The sequence below is a fragment of the Paraburkholderia translucens genome (assembly GCF_020881035.1).
Classification (GTDB): Bacteria; Pseudomonadota; Gammaproteobacteria; order Burkholderiales; family Burkholderiaceae; genus Paraburkholderia; species Paraburkholderia translucens.
This window is the reverse complement of sequence record NZ_JAJITC010000005.1, coordinates 82,537-98,866: the sequence shown is the minus strand read 5'-3', so window position 1 is coordinate 98,866 and position 16,330 is coordinate 82,537. Positions and strand designations below refer to the sequence as shown.

The 16,330-nt window shown below is 63.8% G+C and carries 17 protein-coding genes and 2 pseudogenes; 18 read left to right on the top strand and 1 reads right to left on the bottom strand.

Translation table 11 applies throughout. The features are described from left to right. Positions 1–15: 15 nt before the first annotated feature. From LJ655_RS10615 to LJ655_RS10565, 11 genes are all read left to right on the top strand, one after another. The gene (locus LJ655_RS10615; protein ID WP_230561200.1) at positions 16–1,197 is read left to right on the top strand and encodes an acyl-CoA dehydrogenase family protein; all 1,182 of its coding nucleotides are present in this window, start codon (positions 16–18) and stop codon (positions 1,195–1,197) included. A 14-nt stretch (positions 1,198–1,211) separates the two neighbouring features. After that, positions 1,212–2,357, top strand: coding sequence for an acyl-CoA dehydrogenase family protein (locus LJ655_RS10610; RefSeq protein ID WP_230561199.1), 1,146 nt, complete (start codon positions 1,212–1,214; stop codon positions 2,355–2,357). Next, positions 2,354–3,517, top strand: coding sequence for a thiolase domain-containing protein (locus LJ655_RS10605; protein ID WP_230561198.1), 1,164 nt, complete (start codon positions 2,354–2,356; stop codon positions 3,515–3,517). Before LJ655_RS10610 ends, LJ655_RS10605 begins: the two co-directional genes overlap by 4 nt. Before the next feature lie 2 nt (positions 3,518–3,519). After that, positions 3,520–3,981, top strand: a complete 462-nt coding sequence (locus LJ655_RS10600; RefSeq protein WP_230561197.1) for a Zn-ribbon domain-containing OB-fold protein — start codon at positions 3,520–3,522, stop codon at positions 3,979–3,981. A 25-nt stretch (positions 3,982–4,006) separates the two neighbouring features. Further along, the gene (locus LJ655_RS10595) at positions 4,007–5,236 is read left to right on the top strand and encodes a CaiB/BaiF CoA transferase family protein (protein ID WP_230561196.1); all 1,230 of its coding nucleotides are present in this window, start codon (positions 4,007–4,009) and stop codon (positions 5,234–5,236) included. A 36-nt stretch (positions 5,237–5,272) separates the two neighbouring features. Then, positions 5,273–6,271 carry a DODA-type extradiol aromatic ring-opening family dioxygenase gene (locus tag LJ655_RS10590; RefSeq protein ID WP_230561195.1) on the top strand — a complete coding sequence of 333 codons (999 nt, stop codon included), beginning with the start codon at positions 5,273–5,275 and terminating at the stop codon, positions 6,269–6,271. 76 nt (positions 6,272–6,347) lie between these two features. Next, the gene (locus LJ655_RS10585) at positions 6,348–7,001 is read left to right on the top strand and encodes an RraA family protein (RefSeq protein ID WP_230561194.1); all 654 of its coding nucleotides are present in this window, start codon (positions 6,348–6,350) and stop codon (positions 6,999–7,001) included. A 43-nt stretch (positions 7,002–7,044) separates the two neighbouring features. Beyond that, positions 7,045–7,704, top strand: coding sequence for an RraA family protein (locus tag LJ655_RS10580; protein WP_230561193.1), 660 nt, complete (start codon positions 7,045–7,047; stop codon positions 7,702–7,704). 2 nt (positions 7,705–7,706) lie between these two features. After that, positions 7,707–8,378, top strand: a complete 672-nt coding sequence (locus tag LJ655_RS10575) for a 4-carboxy-4-hydroxy-2-oxoadipate aldolase/oxaloacetate decarboxylase (protein ID WP_230561192.1) — start codon at positions 7,707–7,709, stop codon at positions 8,376–8,378. A 24-nt stretch (positions 8,379–8,402) separates the two neighbouring features. Next, positions 8,403–9,170, top strand: coding sequence for an enoyl-CoA hydratase/isomerase family protein (locus LJ655_RS10570; RefSeq protein WP_230561191.1), 768 nt, complete (start codon positions 8,403–8,405; stop codon positions 9,168–9,170). Positions 9,171–9,237: 67 nt separating this feature from the next. Next, entirely contained in the window at positions 9,238–9,657 is a 420-nt protein-coding gene (locus tag LJ655_RS10565; protein ID WP_230561190.1) for a PaaI family thioesterase, read from the top strand. Positions 9,658–9,776: 119 nt separating this feature from the next. Here LJ655_RS10565 and LJ655_RS10560 read toward each other — a convergent pair whose 3' ends face one another. After that, positions 9,777–10,553 carry an IclR family transcriptional regulator gene (locus LJ655_RS10560; RefSeq protein WP_230561189.1) on the bottom strand — a complete coding sequence of 259 codons (777 nt, stop codon included), beginning with the start codon at positions 10,551–10,553 and terminating at the stop codon, positions 9,777–9,779. A gap of 186 nt (positions 10,554–10,739) precedes the next feature. Between LJ655_RS10560 and LJ655_RS10555 the strand changes: the two genes are divergently transcribed. The 7 genes and pseudogenes from LJ655_RS10555 (at position 10,740) to LJ655_RS10525 (ending at position 16,256) form a co-directional block, all read left to right on the top strand. Continuing rightward, positions 10,740–12,134, top strand: coding sequence for a spinster family MFS transporter (locus LJ655_RS10555; RefSeq protein WP_230561188.1), 1,395 nt, complete (start codon positions 10,740–10,742; stop codon positions 12,132–12,134). Positions 12,135–12,173: 39 nt separating this feature from the next. After that, complete coding sequence (locus LJ655_RS10550) at positions 12,174–13,463, top strand: aromatic ring-hydroxylating oxygenase subunit alpha (RefSeq protein WP_230561187.1); 1,290 nt, start codon at positions 12,174–12,176, stop codon at positions 13,461–13,463. Positions 13,464–13,604: 141 nt separating this feature from the next. Continuing rightward, a pseudogene (locus LJ655_RS10545) lies at positions 13,605–13,852 on the top strand (IS3 family transposase); the annotation flags it as partial. Positions 13,853–13,884: 32 nt separating this feature from the next. Further along, a pseudogene (locus LJ655_RS10540) lies at positions 13,885–14,054 on the top strand (alpha/beta hydrolase fold domain-containing protein); the annotation flags it as partial. A 176-nt stretch (positions 14,055–14,230) separates the two neighbouring features. Further along, positions 14,231–15,247: a hypothetical protein gene (locus LJ655_RS10535; RefSeq protein ID WP_230561186.1), complete on the top strand. Its 1,017-nt coding sequence runs from the start codon at positions 14,231–14,233 to the stop codon at positions 15,245–15,247. A gap of 163 nt (positions 15,248–15,410) precedes the next feature. Beyond that, on the top strand, positions 15,411–15,833 hold the full coding sequence (locus tag LJ655_RS10530) for a GFA family protein (RefSeq protein ID WP_230561185.1): 423 nt from the start codon (positions 15,411–15,413) through the stop codon (positions 15,831–15,833). Positions 15,834–15,995: 162 nt separating this feature from the next. After that, a complete protein-coding gene (locus tag LJ655_RS10525) occupies positions 15,996–16,256 on the top strand; it encodes a hypothetical protein (RefSeq protein WP_230561184.1) in 261 nt (86 codons plus the stop codon). Positions 16,257–16,330: the final 74 nt, after the last annotated feature.

The window sequence follows — 16,330 nt, the reverse complement described above, 5'->3', positions numbered from 1 at the left end:
GAGGAGACATATCGAATGAAGCTGGAATTCTCTGCCGAGGACCAGGCATTCCGCGCCGAAGTGCGCGAGTTCGTGAAGCAAAACTTGTCACCGCGCCTGAAGCGCAAGACCGAACTCGGTTTGCGCATCGAGCGCGAGGACTACGTCGAGTGGTACACGAAGCTCTACGAGAAAGGCTGGATCGCGCCGTCGTGGAAAAAGGAACACGGTGGCCCGGGCTGGACGCACGTCCAGCGCTACATCTTCGACGAAGAGACCCTGCTGGGCGGCGCGCCGCGTATCGTGGCGAGCGGCATCAACATGCTGGGCCCGGTGCTCAATGCGTTCGGCACGCCGGAGCAAAAGGCGAAATACATCCCGAAGATCCTGCGCAGCGAAACCTGGTGGGCGCAGGGATTTTCGGAGCCGGGCGCGGGCTCGGACCTCGCGGCAGTGCGCACGACGGCCGTGCTCGACGGCGATCACTTCGTCGTCAACGGCCACAAGGTGTGGACCTCGTACGCGCACTGGTGCGACATGATGTTCGCGCTCGTGCGCACCGATCCGGGCGCGAAGCCCCAGGAAGGCATCTCGTTCCTGCTGATCGACATGCACGCGCCGGGCGTCGAAGTTCGCCCGATCAGGATGCTCGAAGGAGGTACCGACCTGAACGAGGTCTACCTCGACAACGTGCGCGTGCCGAAGGAGAACCTCGTCGGCGAACTGAACAAGGGCTGGACCTACGGCAAGTTTCTGCTGGGCCACGAGCGCACCGGTATCGCCGGTATCGGTTCGTGCAAGCAGCAGCTTGCGCGAGCCAAACACCTCGCGAAGCAGCAGGGCCTCGAAAACGATCCGTTGCTCCAGTCGCGCATCAGCCGCTTCGAGGTCGAGGTCATGGCGCTCGAATTCACCGGCCTGCGCATGCTGAGCGCGAACCAGGCGAGCCGCGTGCCTTCGGTCGAAGCGCCGATGCTCAAGGTGCGCGGCACGGAGCTGCGCCAGGGCATCTACGCACTGCTGACAGAAATCGCCGGCCCGTTCGCCGTGCCGTTCGACGAGCAGGCCATGCTCGATATGGCCGGCTACGAAGGCCCGAGCCCGGACGAACTGATCGCGGTCGCGGCGAACTACTTCGACGCACGCAAGGTGTCGATCTACGGCGGGACCAACGAAGTGCAGCGCAATCTGATCAGCCGCGCGTTCTTCAATGCTTGAGGCGGAATACGAACATGGATTTTTCTCTGACTGAAGATCACGTCTCGCTGCAAGACGCCGTGCGCCGCTTCTGCGATGGCGAATATCCGGTGCATCTGCGCGGCAACGCCGAGGACAAGGAACTGGCCGCGAAGCGTCGCCGGGGCCTCGCCGAGATGGGCCTGACCGGTCTCGTGATCGACGCCGATCACGGCGGCAGCGGTTACGGAGCGGTGGAAACGATGCTAGTCGCGCAGCAGCTCGGCCGCGCGCTCGGCGGCGCCGGTTGGCTGGCGAGCGGCCTGCCTGCTGCTACGCTGATCGGCTCGGCCGGCAGCGTCGAACAGAAGGTTGCACGGCTCGAAGCCGTGGCAACGGGCGAGGAGGCGCTGGCGTTCGCCGTCAGCGAAGCCGAGGCGCGTTACGACATTGCGCAACTGGCTGTGCCCGCCACTGAAACCGGCGACGGCTGGAAGATCAATGGCACGAAGACGATCGTGTTCGACGCCGCGATCGCCCATGCCTTCGTGGTGGCCGTGCGTACCGCGGGCCAGCGCGGCGACAAACACGGCCTGTCGCTGTTCCTCGTGGACGCGAAGGCGCCCGGCATCAGCCTGCGCAACTTCCAGACGATCGATGCACGCGAAGCCGCGCACGTCAGATTCGACGGCGTGGCCGTGAGCAAGGCCGATCTGATCGGTGCTGCCGGTGCAGCCCACGACCTGATCGAAGCTGCCCTCGACCGCGCGAATGCCGCGCTGGTGGCGGAGTCGGTCGGCGTGCTCGAAGCACTGCTCGAACACACATCAGAACACCTGACGACGCGCACGCAATTCGGCGCGCCGCTCGCGAAATTCCAGGCGCTGCAACACCGCGTGGCCGACATGCTGATCTCGCTCGAACAGAGCAAGTCGATGGCCTGCGCAGCCGCGATGGCCGTCGACGGGAACGATCCCGAGCGTCGCCGCCGGTTCGTGTCGGCTGCGAAGGCCTATGTCGGCGACGCGTGCCGCTCGGCCGGCGAATGGGGCATCCAGCTCCACGGCGGCATGGGTATGACCGAAGAGTGCCGCGTCGGCCACTACGCCAAGCGCATGTTCGCGATCAACATGACCTATGGCGACGCGAGCTGGCATCTGCAACGCTTCATCTCACAGCGTCTCGCACTGGAGGCGGCATGAGCCTGAACGGAGCAGCGTATATCGTCGGCGCTTACGAGCACCCGACGCGCAAGGCCGACGACCTGTCGGTGCTGCGCCTGCACGCCGACGTGGCAAAGGGCGCGCTCGAAGATGCAGGCCTCAGCAAGGACGATATCGACGGTTACTTCTGCGCTGGCGACGCGCCGGGCCTCGGCACCACCTCAGTCGCAGAGTACCTGGGACTCAAGCTGCGCCACGTCGATTCGACCGAGTGCGGCGGTTCCGCGCCGATTCTTCACGTGGCGCACGCGGCCGAAGCGATCAAGGCCAACCGTTGCAACGTGGCGCTGATCACGCTCGCGGGACGTCCGCGCGCAGCGGGCGCCGCGCTGTCGCTGAAGGCGCCGGACCCGGACGCGCCGGAAGTCCAGTTCGAACTGCCGTTCGGCCCGGCCACGCAGAATCTGTACGGCATGGTCGCGAAGCGTCACATGCACGAGTTCGGCACCACCAGCGAACAACTCGCGTGGATCAAGGTCGCGGCCTCGCACCACGCTCAGCACAACCCGAACGCGATGCTGCGCAACGTCGTGACCGTCGAGGACGTCGTCAATTCGCCGATGGTGTCCGATCCGCTGCATCGGCTGGATTGCTGCGTGATGAGCGACGGCGGCGGTGCGCTGATCGTCGCGCGCCCCGAAATCGCGAAGAAGCTCAAACGTCCGCTCGTCAAGGTGCGTGGCACGGGCGAGGCCCCCAAGCACGCGGCTGGCGGCAAGATCGACCTGACCTGGTCGGCGGCGAAGTGGTCGGGTGCGGCTGCGTTCGCCGAGGCCGGTCTCACGCCGCAGGACATCAAGTACGCGTCGCTGTACGACAGCTTCACGATCACCGTGCTCATGCAGCTCGAAGACCTCGGCTTCTGCAGGAAGGGTGAGGGCGGCAAGTTCGTGATGGACGGCAACCTGATCTCGGGCGTCGGCAGGCTGCCGTTCAACACCGACGGCGGTGGACTGTGCAACAACCATCCGGCCAACCGCGGCGGCGTCACGAAGGTGATCGAAGCGGTGCGCCAGTTGCGTGGCGAGGCCCATCCCGCCGTGCAGGTCAAGAACTGCGATATCGCGCTCGCGAACGGTATCGGCGGCGCGCTGGCGTCGCGTCACACCGCGGCCACGCTGATCATGGAACGGGAGTAATCATGAGCACGACCCAACCGACTGCCGGCGCGCCGGCTCAGGGCGCCACGCCCGCCGCGCGACCCGCGGCGAAGCCTGCTGGCCCGCGTCGCATCCATGCACCGCGGGTGCTGCCCGAGGTCATGCCGTTCTGGGAAGCCGCGAAAGAGGGCCGCCTGCTGATCAAGCGCTGTGAGGACTGCGGCGAAACGCATTACTACCCGCGCGACATCTGCCCGCATTGCATGAGCTCCAACACCGAATGGCTCGACACGAAAGGCGTGGGCACGGTTTATTCGTTCAGCACGATGGGCAAGGACGAGGGGCGCTACACGCTCGCTTACGTGACGCTCGACGAGGGCGTGACGATGCTGACCAATCTGGTCGACTGCGATCCGGCAGCGCTCTCGATTGGCCAGCGCGTGAAGCTCGTCTTCAAGCCGAGCGAGGGTGACTATCCGGTCGCGATGTTCACGCCGGTCTGAACGAAACACAGAGAGGACACCAGGCATGTCAGCCGATTTCAAGGAACAACACAGCCGCCACGATCCCAGCAAGGGTCCGCTGTCGCGTTTCACGCTCATCGACGCCTCGCGCGTGCGCGCGGGCCCTACGGCCATGCGTGTGTTCGCGGACATGGGCGCGCGCGTGATCAAGCTGGAGATCCCGCCTGGCGCGCCGGGCGGTGACGACATGATCGGCGGCCGCGATCATAACCGCGCCGACTATGAGAACCTGCACCGCAACAAGGAGAGCCTGACGCTGAACATGAAGGACCCGGCCGGCCTCGAGATTCTCCGTGGACTGGTCCAGCGGGCCGACGTGTTCATCGAAAACTTCCGCCCCGACGTCAAGGATCGCCTCGGCATCGGCTACGAAGCCTTGCGTGCCGTCAATCCGCGCCTCGTGTACGCGAGCATTTCGGGCTTTGGCCAGGACGGCCCGTATGCGAAGTGGCCCGGTTTCGACTCGATTGCGCAAGGCATGGGCGGCTTGATGAGCCTGACCGGCAAACCGGGCGAAGGTCCGATGCGCGTCGGCATCCCCATTGCAGACCTTTGTTCGGGGCACTTCTGTGCGCAGGCGATCATGACCGCACTGCTTGAACGCGAAGCCTCGGGCGAGGGCCAATGGGTGCAGACCTCGCTGCTCGAAGCGCAGATCGCGATGCTCGACTTTCAAGCCGCGCAGTGGCTCGTGGACAACAAGGTGCCGCAGCAGGTCGGCAACGAGCATCCGCTCACGGTGCCGACCGGCGTGTTTCCGACAAAGGACGGCTTCCTGAACCTGGCCGCGATCGGCAATTCGATGTTCGCGCGCCTGTGCGAGGCGCTCGGCCTCGTGCACCTGGTCGGCCAGCCCGGCTACGAGTCGGACCCGGCGCGCGTCGAAAACCGCGATGCGGTCAACAAGGCGGTCGGCGAGGTGTTCCTCACGCGCACCACGCGCGAGTGGACCGAACTGCTGATCAAGGTCGGCGTGCCGTGCGGCCCGATCTACAAGGTCAACGAAGTATTCGACGATCCGCAGGTCAAGCATCTGGGCATCGCGTGGCCGGCCAACGTGCCGGGCAAGGGCGAAGTGTCGCTCGTCGGCACGCCGTTCCGTCTGTCGCGCTACCCACGCGCGCAGACGCCGCGCCTCGCGCCGCAGCAGGGCGAGCATACCCAGGCGATCCTGAACGAGCTTGGCTACGACGATCGACAGATCGAGCAGTGGCGCTCAGCCTTCGTGGTCTGACGCGCATTAACGGCAGGTACAGAACAGGGAGACGAAATGGCACGATTGGTCGCCGGATTCGGTTCATCGCACAGCATCATGCTGGTTTGCCAGCGCGAAGACTGGCAGCAGGGTTTCAAGCAGGTCGATCCGAAGAATCCGCATTACTTCGACCGCCTTGGCAACCCCACGACTTATGACGAACTGCTCAAGATCGCCCCGACGGATTCTGAGGCGATGGTGACGGCCGAAAAAATGGGCGAGCGCTACGATCGGGCCGAAGCGGCCATGGACGAGATGCGCGAGCGTATCCGCGCGGCGAAGCTCGACGTGCTGCTGGTCGTCGGCGACGACCAGACCGAGCTGTTTCGCACGACCTGCAATCCGGCCGTCGCGATCTACTACGGCGAGACGATCCGCAACGCGAAGCGCGTATCGAGCCCGAACGAAAGCTGGTACGCGAAGGCGCGCACGATGCGCCAGGAGCCGGATGCCGACGTGCACTATCCGGTCAAGGCCGACATGGCGCGCTGGCTGATCCGCGAGCTGTGCGACCGCGATTTCGACATCACGGCGATGGACGGTCTCGAGCGCGACCAGTACGAGGGGCATGCGTTCTCGTTCATCCACCGCCGCTATTTGCAGGGTCTCGACCTGCCGGTGATTCCGGTCATCATCAACACGTTCGATCCGCCGAACCAGCCCACCCCGCGCCGCTGCATCCAGCTCGGCCGAGCGCTGCGCGAGCTGATCGCGGCGTATCCGGAAGACCTGCGCGTGGGCGTGCTCGCATCGGGCGGCCTGTCGCACTTCGTCGTGGACGAGGAACTCGACAACGGCATCATCGACGCGATCCGCCGCAAGGACACCGAATGGCTGGCTGCACTCGATACGAAGAAGCTTCAGGCTGGCAGCTCGGAGATTCGCAACTGGCTCATCGGCGTCGAGGCAATGAAGTCGCTCGACCTCGAATGGGTCACCTACGTGCCCGGTTACCGCACGGCGGCCCTGACCGGCACGGGCCTCGCTTTCGCGGCCTGGCATACGCTCGACTGAACGCGCTAGTCCTGTCCGCCCAGGACAGGGCGCTCGCATCGCATCTCAAGTTTCTTTCAGGAAAGTACAACACATCATGGCTGACCAAAACGTACAGCGCCTGCGCCGGCTCGATTGCTGCGCCGTGTCGGACGCGCTCGACAAACTCAAGCTGAGCGGTGTGGTGAGCGGTTTGCCGCAACGCGCCGGTGCGGGCCGCATCGCGGGCCGCGCGATCACCGTCAAGCTCGACACCGGCGAAGCGCCCCCGGGGCCGCCGGTGCACCTTGGCTGCACGGCCATTGAACAGGCCGACGGCGAGAACGTGATCGTCGTTGAACAGCGTAGCGGCGTGGAAGCCGGTTGCTGGGGCGGTCTGCTGTCGCTCGCGGCGAAGGTGCGCGGCGTGGCCGGCGTGGTCGCGGACGGCCCGGTGCGCGACATCGACGAAGCCGTGGCCTACGAACTGCCGGTGTTCAGCCGCGCGACGACGGCGCGCACCGCACGCGCGCGCGTGGTCGAGAGAGGCACGAACATTCCGGTGCAGATCGGCGACGTGCGCGTGGAGGCGGGCGACTACGTCGTGGCCGACAACAGCGCCGTGATCTTCATTCGAGCAGCCGACATCGAAGCCGTGCTGGAAGTAGCCGAAATGATCGTCAACAAGGAGGCCGCGATGGCCAAGGCGATTCTGGCCGGCACGCCGGTCGGACAGGTGATGGGCGGCAACTACGAGCACATGCTCAAGTGAGCGGCATCCGGACAAACCCAGAGAATAAGCAGGAATCCATACCATGACGACTCAGGACCGAAACGTCGAGCGTGCAGCGAAGCTCGATACGGCGACTCTCTCCGACGCGCTCGACAAGCTCGGCATCGTTGGCCAGTGCTACAAGATCAAGCCGCGCAGTACTGATTTCCGCGCCGCCGGCCGCGCCTTTACGATCAAGTACGGTCCGGCTTCGAACCCGCCGGGCACGGTGGGCGACTTCATCGACGATGTGCCGGTCGGCAGCATCGTCGTGCTCGACAACAGCGGCCGTGAAGACGCCACCGTGTGGGGCGACATCCTGACCGAGATCGCGCACCGCCGCGGCATCGCCGGCACAGTGATCAACGGCGTGTGCCGCGACGTCGCGCTGTGCCTGAAGCTCGGTTACCCCGTGTTCAGCCGCGACCACTGGATGCGCACTGGCAAGGACCGCGTGCAGGTCGAAGCCGTGAACGTGCCGGTCGACATCGGTGAAGCGCGTGTCGCGCCGGGCGACCTGTTGCGCGGCGACGCCGACGGCGTGATCGTCATCCCGCGCGAGCACGAGGACGCCGTGCTCGACGTCGCCGAAACGATTCACCACGCCGAAGAAGCGATCCGCGAGGCCTGCCGTGGCGGCATGCGGCTCGACGAGGCGCGCAAGCAGTTCAAGTACCACCAGCTGCAGACCCGGGGGAAGTGAGCATGAGCGTCATCAAGGAACACGATCAGGCGAGCACGACCCGCCTCGATTTCGAACGCGTCGACCGGGAGGTCGTCGAAGCCGCGCGGAACGTGCCGGCCGCCGCGCTGCACGAGGCCGGCGGCAAGATCGGCGTGCTGCCGACTTCTATCAAGCCGGTCGCGCCGGGCTTCAGGATCTGCGGCACGGCGTTCACCGTGCATTCGCCGGGAGGCGACAACCTCTGGCTGCACCGTGCCATCGTCGCGGCGAGGCCGGGCGACGTGCTGGTGGTGTCGACGAACGGCGCGTACGACCATGGCTACTGGGGTGAGGTCATGACCACGGCGGCCAAGGTGCGCGGTCTCGCGGGCCTCGTCATCGACGGCTGCGTGCGCGATGCCGACCTGCTCGAACAGATCGGTTTCCCGGTCTTTTCGCGCGGCCTGTCGATCCGCGGCACGGGCAAGGACTATGGCGCGATCGGCTGGCTCAACGCGCCGGTGCTGCTCGGCAACACGACTGTCGAGGCCGGCGACCTGGTCGTCGGCGACCGCGACGGTGTGGTCGTGGTCCCGTGCGCCCGTGCGGCCGAAGTGGTGGCAAAGGCCGCGCAGCGCGAACTCGACGAAGCGGCGATCTGCAAGCGCATCGAGGCCGGCGAGACCACGATGCAGATCTACGGCTTTCACTGAATCGAACGTACCGGAGGGATGGCAATGGGTGAGATGGCACCGGGGCAGGCGCCGGAGTTGGTGGTCGATGGCCGCGAGGCTGTCATCACGCTGCGCCGTCCGCAGGTCGCGAACCGCCTCGAATTTACCGATCTCGAGACGATTCGCGGCTATGTGCGCGAAGTGAACGCAATGGAGCATGTGCTCGTGCTTCATTTGCGCGCCGAGGGCAAGCATTTCTGCTCGGGCTTCAATATCAACAGCGTCGGCGGCGGCAATATCGGCGAGTCCTTCGAGGCCCTCGCGGGAGAGCTCGAAACCGCGCGGCCGGTGACGATCGCCGCGGTGAACGGCGGCATCTATGGCGGCGCGACCGATCTCGCGCTGGCCTGCGATTTCCGCTACGGCGTCACGCATTCGCAGATGTTCGTGCCGGCCGCGAAGCTCGGCCTGCTGTTCTATCAGGGCGGGCTGCACCGCTATGTGTCGCGTCTTGGCGTGAACATGGCCAAACGTCTGCTGCTCACGGGAGCGAGCTTCGATGCGACGCAGATGCGCGATTGCGGATTCCTCGACGAGGTGGTCGAGGCCGCTCGTCTCGACGAAGTCACGGGCGCATTGGGTGCGCAACTGGCTGGTATGGCGCCGCTCGCGCTGCTCGGCATGAAGAAGCATCTGACGCGCATCGCGGCGGGCCGCTTCGATGCTGCCGATTACGCGCAGGATCTGGCCCGCGCCGATGCCTCCGACGATCTGCGCGAGGGTGCGCTTGCCTGGCAGGAAAAGCGCGCGCCCATATTCAAAGGGCGCTGAACGGCGCTGAAGGTCTTTTTCTCGAGGGCGCGTTTTGCGCCCGATTCTTCTCGGGGTTCACCAGGCAATGACCGCAGCAATCCATCCGTACATCCGCAAGATCATCAACGGCGAACTGGCACCGCCGCCGATCAGTGCCACGCTCGGCAACAGGATCGTCTCGCTCGATATCGAGGCCGGCCGTATCGAATGCGAGTATCAGGCCCAGCCCGCGTTCGCCAACCCGGCGGGCCAGGTCCAGGGCGGCATGCTCGCGGCAATGCTCGACGACGTCACCGCGTTGCTGTGCATGGCCGCGCTTGGCGAGGGCATGCATTGCGCGACATTGAATCTGAATGTGTCGTTTCTGCGTCCGGCCAAGCCCGGCCTGATTGCAGGTCGCGCGAATCTCGTGCGTCAGGGGGCGCGCGTCGTCAATGCGGAGGGCGAACTCTGGCAGGACGGCAAGCTGCTCGCGACCGCAGTCACGGTCAATATGGTCGCCTGATTTCAGCGCTCAGCGGCTAAGCCGTTCTTAATCGGCCGCATGGTTCGCACCTGCGGCCGGACTTGTTTCCTCATGCGGGGCCGTCTGCGCAGCCAATGCTTCGTCATCGTCATGACACGTCAGGGGAAATCCGCGCCGCCTACCATCATGGCCTGGCGGAAAGGCTCGACCAGCTCATTCAACGTGCCAATTAGAAGGGACTTGTCGCGCCTGATTTCTCCAATCGGTCCGCCGACGCTCAAGGTCATCGGTTCGTCCCCCTTCCTGGTCGGCAACAGCATGGCCAACGCGGCAGCCCCCGGCATCGAGGTCCCGGCGGAAAATGCATAGCCATCGCGGCGAGCCTGCGCGATTCTTTTCCGGGCTTCTTCGATGGCGAGGCGAAGGGAGCCGTCTCGCTCAAGCGCATTCACCTTGCGCAATATGGATCCGACTTCCCGATCCGTTTTCGTTGTCAACAGCATCACGCCGGCTGCACTGTGGAACAACGGTCGAAGCGCCCCGTTCGAAGTCGTGAATCGTCCAATTCGGGTTGCTTGTAGAACGTGCAGGTAGCGAACGTGTATACCTTGCTGCACACCGATCATGACGGTGTGGCCGCTGCGTTCGAGAACACCTTCCATAAGGCGCAACAGGCTATGCGCACTGTACATCTCGTCCTGGATCCATGCGGTCGCAAGCGCGACACGCAGGTTTGGCGCGTACATCCCCGTTCTTGACTCGTGGTCGAAATAGCCTGACACCGTGAGGCTTTTCATCAGAACGGACGTGCTCGATTGTGGGTAGCCGAGCGATTGTGAGATCTCCTTGATGGTCGCAGGCCGGCGAGTTTCCGCGAAGTATTCGAGTAGCTCGAGGACCCGGTGGGCCGATTTGACCTTGGGTACGATTTCCATGTGAATGATTTTACATCACGTATGTGATTGATATGGTCGAGCGAATTATAGACCGACTAAGCTGCATGCCAGCTCGCCGAAGTGTGAGCGCAAGACGCCTGCACAGGTATGCCACTAGTGGAGACATCCAGAGCAGGCGACGGTGACGCGAAAGCGCCGCCCCAAAAAGGCCTGGAGGAGACGAGCATGGAAAACGTTGGAAACGTGCTGCACGCGGTCGGCATCAGGAAGGGCGCCCGATATCGTGCATGGCTTTTGTTGTTGCTGAGCCTGATCTACGCATCGAGCTTCATCGATCGAATCTTCATTGCCGTGGTGGGGCAGTCGATCAAGGTCGACATGAACCTGACCGACTTGCAGCTGGGAGTACTGGGCGGCCTCGCATTTTCGCTGTTCTATGCATCGCTGGGTATTCCGATGGCCCGGCTGGCCGACCGGATGAACCGCATTACGCTGATCTCCGTGTCGATCGTGGCCTGGTCGGTAATGACTGTCCTGTGCGGCACGGCCGGCAATTTCATGCAGTTGCTTCTGTACCGGCTCGGCGTCGGTATCGGCGAAGCTGGCAGCACGCCCACCGCGCATTCGCTGATCTCCGATGAATTCCCCGAAGGGCGCCGCGCCACGGCGATGGCGATCTATGCGCTTGGTCCCCCGCTCGGGGCGATCGGCGGGGCGATCGGTGGCGGCTGGATTGCACAGCATTTCGGCTGGCGCCCGGCGTTCTGGGTCGTCGGGGTGCCGGGCCTGATTCTTGGCATCATCGCGTACCTGACCTTGCGCGAGCCCGAGCGGGGCGCAATGGATCGCGTTGCCGCGGTGAACGCAGAACGCAATTCTTCACTGCGCGCCATCGTGGCGATCCTCGCTCGCAGCCCGCTCTTCCTGCAACTGTTGTTCGGCACGGTGATCGGCGCATTTGCCCAGTACGGCATCAATCTGTTCATTCCGGCTTATCTGACGCGCGAATTCGGACTGAATGCCGCGCAGGCCGGAATGATATTCGGCCTCACGATCGGCGTCGGCGGCGCGATCGGCACGACATTCGGCGGATGGCTGGCCGACAAGCGCGGCGCTACGGACCCGCGCTGGTATGCCTGGGTGCCGGGCTGGGGAACGCTGCTCGGGTTCGTCCCGCTTGCCCTCGCTTTTCTGCAGTCCGACTGGCATGTCGCGGCGGCGCTGATCTTTCTGGCCACGATCCTGCTGAGTTCCTGGAACGGCCCGACCTTCGCCGCGATTCACGGCCTCGTGGCGCCCCGCATGAGAGCCACGACCTCCGCCTTCGTGTTCCTGCTGATGAACTTCATCGGTCAGGGGGGCGGCCCGGCCTTTATCGGCTTCCTGAGCGATCACCTTGCTGCCCGTCTGTTCGCGGGCGGGGATTACGCGAAAGTCTGCCACTTCGCGCGTGGTGCGCACGGCGCGATGGGGGCGGCGCTCGATTCGCCGCTCGCGCATGCCTGTGCGGACGCTTCGTCGAGCGGACTGCGTTACGCCATGCTGTCGATGTGCGTGCTACTTGTGTGGGCTGCGTTCCACTACTTGCTCGCCGTGCGCCACGTCGCGAAGCGTTGTTAATCCGCATATCGTCCAGTCACCATCAAGACAGAGATCATCATGCTTACCGAAGAACAGAATCGTCAGTTAACCCAGGTGGGCTCCGGGACGCCGATGGGTGAGCTATTGCGGCGGCATTGGCACCCGATCGCCGGTATCGACGAACTCGAGCGCGAGACGATCAAACCGGTGCGGCTGCTGGGCGAGGATCTGGTGCTCTACAAGGATCTGAGTGGGCACTATGGCCTCCTGGAGCGCTACTGCGCGCATCGCGGCGCCGACCTCGCGTACGGCTTTGTCGAGCAAGAGGGATTGCGTTGCAACTATCACGGCTGGCAGTACGGCAATGGCGGACAGTGCGTCGCACAGCCTTACCAGGATCTGGTGGCGCCGCAAGGCGCGATGCGCGATCGGATCAGATTGAAGGCCTACGAGGTCCGCGCATGCGCGGGTCTGCTGTGGGCCTATCTCGGTCCTCAACCGGCCCCCCAATTGCCGGACTGGGAGCCGTTCCACTGGCGCAACGGCTTCGTGCAGGTTGCGTTCGCGAACGTGCCGTGCAACTGGCTGCAGACCCAGGAAAATTCGATCGATCCGCTGCATTTCGAGTGGATGCACGCGAACTGGGGGCGCCGCCTGCGCGGCGAGCAGGACTATGCGCCCACGCACCTGAAGATGGCGTTCGAGGAGTTCGAACACGGCTTCATCTACCGCCGCGTTACCGAGGATACGGACGAATCGCATCCGCTCTGGACCGCCGGCCGCGTATGTCTGTGGCCAAACGGCTTTTTCCTTGGAGATCATTTCGAGTGGCGTGTGCCAGTTGACGACGAGAACACGCTCAATGTGACCTGGTCGTACATACGCGTCCCCCGCGAGTCGGAGCCCTATGTTCAGGAGAGCATTCCGACGTGGCATGCACCGGTCAAGGATCCCCGGACGGGTCGATGGATCAGTTCGCACGTGATCAACCAGGACATCGTCGCGTGGTGCGGGCAGGGGCGAATTGCGGATCGCACCCGGGAAAACCTGGCCGCCAGCGATGCGGGCATCGTGATGGTCCGCCGTCAGTATTTCCGGGACATGGAGGCCGTAGCCCAAGGGCGCGATCCCAAGGGCGTCCTTCGTGAGCCGGCCGGGGCGCAGGGTATCCCGCTACCCTGTGGCGACTGGCGGGATTTCTTCGCGAACAGCCTGCCGCGCAGCGAGTACGAGCGTCACCCGAAATGGAGCAAATTGCTGCACCACTTCCTGTTCCATCCGGGGCAGCCCGAGGCGGTCCGCAGAGCGTGCGAAGCGGCCACGGGCGTGGCGATGAAGGACGTCGACAGCGCCGCCGTGGCGGTTTGACGTTGTGTCGGATCGGGACGTCGTCGAATCGAGCGAGGTCTTCGAGGCACAGTCTTGCGCAGTAGTGCTACGGCTCGAACTCAATCCGGCCGGGGCGAGTCCGAACGGCTCGGGAAACTCGTTTGGCCAGCCGATTGGCGCGAGATCACAGAATTGAAGCGGCAGTTGCAGGAACGTGCCGCCGACGTGTTCGATGTGAGCAGTACCGCGTTGAGCGAGCCGCAGATCGATTTGAAGGAGCTGCATGCGAAGATCGGCCACTCACTCTGGAGAACGATTTTAAAAAGCGGCGCGCTCAACAAAGCGGGATTCCTGAGCGCAAAGCGATGGTCGATCGCACGCACGCGTTGCCTGTTTCTCAGCAGCCGCGACTCGTCGCTATCGCGAGATGGAGGGGGATTACGACCTTCCAGCAAGGCCATTCCTGACGCGTCCCATGATGACGTGGTTCTGGGACGCGTACACGAAAGATCCGCAGCAGCGCAACGAGATTTTTGCCTCGCCTCTGCGCGCCTCTACTGAAGAGTTGAAGCGCCTTCCCCCGCATTGATCCAAATTGCCAAATCAGATGTGCTGCGGAATGAGGGCGACCCGACAAGATTCGCTGGACGATCAAGCGGGCCGCGTTCCGCCGGGTATCTTTCTGGCTGAATTCTGACCGACGGTGCCCCGTAATCACTTCGGTCCTGCTCTGTGCGGGCACATGTGTTGCGGATGTCGTCAAGACGGCGGCGAAAACGCCGCACTGACTGCGGAGGGAGAGAGTCATGAGACAAACGGTGTTAGGCGTGTACGACAGGCATGCCGATGCGTGCTCAGCGCAGCGGACGCTTTCCGATGCGGGCATTGCGCGAAGCGACATTACCGTCTACTCCATTTCGGCAAGCGCTCCTCTCGAAAAGGGGCCGCGTGTCTACGCGCCTGGAAGCGGCAGCGTACGTCAACAGAAGCCGGTCTTTGATCAACTCGAGCAGTTATTTGCTCGGATCTTCCCGCAAGGGGAGTACCCACCGGATGCCGAGGACTACAGGGAGTTCATCCGCCGTGGTGGAACGATAGTCAGCGCCGATGTGTCGGAAGTGCAGGTCGAAATGGCGCTCGATGTCATGCGCCGCGCGGGCGCGGCCGATATAGAAGAGAGGGCTGCCGCGTGGCGGCAGCGTTCCGGGGAAACGGGCATTCCTGCGCACCGTGGCAGCTCCACAGTTCACGAGTCATCCGCCCGGTACGACGCATCAGTCGGGCAGCAGAAGCAGGACGCCGAGTTTTCATCAGTTCAACCAAAAATCGTCAGCGGAATGCAACAGGTAACGACGCGCACGCAGGACCCTGTGGATGATCTGTCCACGGAGCGCAGGCAGCAACAGACCTCGGAAGCGCCTGACGTTGGGAGCCCGCGCACATTGGCGGATGTGACTGCCGGCGTCAAATCCCACGCGTCCTATCCATCTGAGAGGAGCCCAGTACCAGCGCAAGAGAACTCGCTATCGGACCGCGCAGGCGATCCGCTCATGGCCACCCCGCTCGACGATGATCCTTACGACGCCGAATTTCGCAGAGACTTCAACGACCACTACGCGACCACCGGTGGGACATATGACGAATACCGACGCGCCTACACGCATGGAGCCACGCTCGGGCACGACGAACAATATCGCGCGGGGGACTGGGAATCGATCGAGCCTAGTGCTCGTGAAAACTGGGAGGCGCGTTACCCCGAAAGTGGGTGGGAACGATTCAAGGCTGCAGTGCGCCATGGGTGGGAACGCGTTACGGGCAACTGACGCTCACGGCAACCCGACGAGGCCCTGGCACGCGGTATGCGCGGTCGTCGGAACACGAATCCCACCAAGGACCTCAAGCTGCCGCTCTAGTCCGGCGTGAGGATTTCCGGCAAGAGCGACCGATACACCCTGATCGGGGGATCTAATTGAGGCGGGAAGCATCGTGGACACTAACGGAAAGTCAGGCGAACAAACGGGTGGATGTGCGTGCGGCTCGGTACGATTTCGCGTCAGCGGGGCGCCCCGGCGCGTGTCGATTTGCCATTGCATGACCTGCCGGCGAATTCATGGCAACGTGTTTGGCGGTTATGCAATGTTCGAGCGAAGCGCCGTGGAATTTTGCGGCCCTACCCAGGCGTGGCAGAGTTCGCCCCGTGGGCGGAGACATTTCTGCGCGACATGCGGTTCGGTTGCGTTCATGGAATACGTCGACAGCGACGAACTGGACTTGCCGCTGGGAGCTTTCGACCGCGTAGGTCTCTACGAGCCGACCTACGAGCTCTGGTGCCGCCACAAGGAGCCGTGGTTACCGAAAGGAGTACGGGTCGAATATAACGAAGACAGACCCACGGAAGATCTGCAATGAGCGTCAGGAAGCGGATGGCAATTCTCACTGCGTTGCCGTCAAGGGGCGCCGCGGTCGTCATGTCAGAACGTGGCGGCGCCAAGTACCCAAGGGGGCACACGGCGTGCGTTGCCAGACCTGCGACGGCAGCGCTCAAAGCGCTCCCTGCAACTGGAGAAGATTATGAATCGGATTACGAAGATACTGAGCGCATCTGCCCTGATCGTCAGTACTTGTGCGTTTGCGCAGACAACCGGCAACGTCAAGCCCGCAGACCGCGGCACGCAGAATGCGCAGCCCGGTAAGAGTGGCGAGGCCATGAGCCGTGCGGCGGACACCGGAACGACCCAGCCTGCAAGTGGCACTCTCATGCAGAAGCGCGAAAATGCCATGTCAGCCGAGGGTGCCTCAGGCGCCAACGCTACCGGAAAAATGAAACAATAACGTATGCGGTTGGGAGAAGCGTCTCAGACCGGTGAGGCCGTAGTCGATGATTGACTCCTCCCCTGCGGCGACGG

What these genes read in the sequence shown, in the direction of transcription:
- LJ655_RS10535 (WP_230561186.1), top strand. Translation starts at nt 14,231, where the DNA reads ATGAGACAAACGGTGTTAGGCGTGTACGACAGGCATGCCGATGCGTGC.
- LJ655_RS10610 (WP_230561199.1), top strand. Translation starts at nt 1,212, where the DNA reads ATGGATTTTTCTCTGACTGAAGATCACGTCTCGCTGCAAGACGCCGTG.
- LJ655_RS10575 (WP_230561192.1), top strand. Translation starts at nt 7,707, where the DNA reads ATGAGCGTCATCAAGGAACACGATCAGGCGAGCACGACCCGCCTCGAT.
- LJ655_RS10580 (WP_230561193.1), top strand. Translation starts at nt 7,045, where the DNA reads ATGACGACTCAGGACCGAAACGTCGAGCGTGCAGCGAAGCTCGATACG.
- LJ655_RS10555 (WP_230561188.1), top strand. Translation starts at nt 10,740, where the DNA reads ATGGAAAACGTTGGAAACGTGCTGCACGCGGTCGGCATCAGGAAGGGC.
- LJ655_RS10605 (WP_230561198.1), top strand. Translation starts at nt 2,354, where the DNA reads ATGAGCCTGAACGGAGCAGCGTATATCGTCGGCGCTTACGAGCACCCG.
- LJ655_RS10560 (WP_230561189.1), bottom strand. Translation starts at nt 10,553, where the DNA reads ATGGAAATCGTACCCAAGGTCAAATCGGCCCACCGGGTCCTCGAGCTA.
- LJ655_RS10590 (WP_230561195.1), top strand. Translation starts at nt 5,273, where the DNA reads ATGGCACGATTGGTCGCCGGATTCGGTTCATCGCACAGCATCATGCTG.
- LJ655_RS10600 (WP_230561197.1), top strand. Translation starts at nt 3,520, where the DNA reads ATGAGCACGACCCAACCGACTGCCGGCGCGCCGGCTCAGGGCGCCACG.
- LJ655_RS10565 (WP_230561190.1), top strand. Translation starts at nt 9,238, where the DNA reads ATGACCGCAGCAATCCATCCGTACATCCGCAAGATCATCAACGGCGAA.
- LJ655_RS10525 (WP_230561184.1), top strand. Translation starts at nt 15,996, where the DNA reads ATGAATCGGATTACGAAGATACTGAGCGCATCTGCCCTGATCGTCAGT.
- LJ655_RS10550 (WP_230561187.1), top strand. Translation starts at nt 12,174, where the DNA reads ATGCTTACCGAAGAACAGAATCGTCAGTTAACCCAGGTGGGCTCCGGG.
- LJ655_RS10615 (WP_230561200.1), top strand. Translation starts at nt 16, where the DNA reads ATGAAGCTGGAATTCTCTGCCGAGGACCAGGCATTCCGCGCCGAAGTG.
- LJ655_RS10585 (WP_230561194.1), top strand. Translation starts at nt 6,348, where the DNA reads ATGGCTGACCAAAACGTACAGCGCCTGCGCCGGCTCGATTGCTGCGCC.
- LJ655_RS10570 (WP_230561191.1), top strand. Translation starts at nt 8,403, where the DNA reads ATGGGTGAGATGGCACCGGGGCAGGCGCCGGAGTTGGTGGTCGATGGC.
- LJ655_RS10595 (WP_230561196.1), top strand. Translation starts at nt 4,007, where the DNA reads ATGTCAGCCGATTTCAAGGAACAACACAGCCGCCACGATCCCAGCAAG.